Consider the following 2,142-nt stretch of genomic DNA (forward strand, 5'->3'; position numbering starts at 1 on the left):
GTATCAAGAGGTCTGTAAATGCTTCTGTCATAAGCAGATGACTGATCTTGATTATCATCATTTTTGCCATCTAAAAGCTTTAACTCGCCTTTGTACTGAGGCAATATGACTTCTGTTACATAGCGATCAACACCGTTTTTATCTTGCCATTTACGAGTTTGTAGTCGCCCCTCGATATAAACTTTACTGCCTTTATTGAGATATTGAAGTGCTATTTTTGCAAGATGTGGATTAAACACCACAATGGAATGCCATTCGGTTTTGTCTATTCTCTTATTGGTTGCCTTGTCTGTATAGCTCTCAGACGTTGCCATTCGAAAATTGACCACCTCGATACCAGATGACATTGTTTTGCTTTCTGGATTGGCACCTAAATGACCAATTAAAATCACTTTATTAAGCATGTTTGTAAGTCCCATTAAATGATGTAAAAATCATAACATGTTTTATATGTTTTTACAATATTTTCAGTTATCTAATAACAATTATTTAATGTTTTACATTATGTGCTAAATCACTAAAGCGTGTAAAATCGGATTGAAATGCAAGGGGAACGATTCCTGTCGGACCATGGCGTTGTTTTGCTATAATAACCTCGGCTTTACCCTTGGCTTGCTCCATTGCCTCTTGCCATTTGCTATACTCAGCAGTGCCTTCTTTTGGTTCTTCATTTTTGAGATAATATTCTTCACGATAAACGAACAGAACAATGTCGGCATCTTGCTCGATTGAACCAGATTCACGTAAATCGGATAATTGTGGACGTTTATCGGTTCGGTTTTCAACTTGACGTGAAAGTTGTGACAGAGCAATGATGGGAATATTGAGTTCTTTTGCAAGTGCTTTTAATCCGGTGGTAATGGCTGTAATTTCTTGAACGCGGTTTTCTAATGAACGCTTTGAACCACTTGTCATGAGTTGGATATAATCGATAATCAAGACATCTAGACCATGTTGTCGTTTAAGACGCCTTGCACGGGCGGACAATTGTGCAAGGGATACACCACCCGTTTGATCAATATAAAGAGGGATTGTTTGTAAGGAGCGCATTGCGTGAATGATGTTGGTAAATTGCTCTTCTGAGATATTACCACGGCGCATATCAGAAGAAGAAACCTTTATTTGCTCTGAGATAATACGAGTTGCAAGCTGTTCAGATGACATTTCAAGTGAGAAGAAACCTACAATACCCCCTTCATTGGCTTGGCTGTTATCATGACGCTTGCAAGCATTGGCAATATTAAAAGCAATATTGGTAGCCAGAGAGGTCTTCCCCATAGCAGGGCGCCCCGCAAGGATAATCAAATCAGATGCTTGTAACCCTCCCATTTTCTCATCAAGTGTTTTGATATGGGTAGCTATCCCTGAGAGCCTTGAGGAACGCTTTTTCGCTGCACTTGCCATGTTAAGTGCTTTTGCAATGGCTGTATTAAAGTTTTCAAACCCACCCCCGTATTTTCCCTTTTCTGCCAATTCAAACAACTGATTTTCAACAGTTTCAATTTGTTGTGATGTTGTAAGTTCTACAGAAACATCATAAGCTCTATTCACAACTTGAGTGCCAAGGTTAATTAAAGAGCGTCGGATAAACAGATCATAAATGACGCTTCCATAATCTTTAGTATTAATGATTGTGACTGCCTCGGTAGCTAAACGCACCACGTAATTATATACAGTGATGTCACCAATTTTCGCATCATTTTCAACAAAGGGCTTAATAGTAATGGGATCTGCAACTCTTCCCTTTTGAATAATTTGTGAGATGATATCAAAAAGCCTTTGATGCAACGGTTCAAAAAAGTGCTCTGCTTTTAAAAAATCAGAAACGCTATCAAGAGCATTATTATTGATAATGATAGCACCCAGCAAAGCTTTCTCTGCTTCAATATTATGGGGAAGTTGACGAAAAGAAGATTGTTCTTCTGTTTGAAAAGAAGGTAATTTAACAGCGCTCATTTTATTCATTATGATTTAAATTGATTTGATAAATGATAATTATAAATCACTGAATCTACAGTGTGAATCCCATTTTTATTTTACTTAACAGCTTGCGTTTTGATACGTTTTGTGCAATAAAAAGATGTTCTTTTATATTTCGATTGGTTATTTTAATCGTTTATTTAGATCGCTAGCTGTTTTGAT

The 2,142-nt window shown here is 37.2% G+C and carries 2 protein-coding genes; both read right to left on the minus strand.

The genetic code is table 11. The features are described from left to right. The coding region (gene ssb, locus ACFIJJ_RS09550) for a single-stranded DNA-binding protein (protein WP_375646775.1) at positions 1-404 on the minus strand (404 nt) is incomplete at its 3' end. An 85-nt stretch (positions 405-489) separates the two neighbouring features. After that, entirely contained in the window at positions 490-1,965 is a 1,476-nt protein-coding gene (locus ACFIJJ_RS09555; RefSeq protein ID WP_375646777.1) for a replicative DNA helicase, read from the minus strand. Between the last annotated feature and the right edge of the window lie 177 nt (positions 1,966-2,142).

The organism is Bartonella sp. TT29SHDZB, assembly GCF_042193395.1.
In the GTDB taxonomy this organism is placed as follows: Bacteria; Pseudomonadota; Alphaproteobacteria; order Rhizobiales; family Rhizobiaceae; genus Bartonella.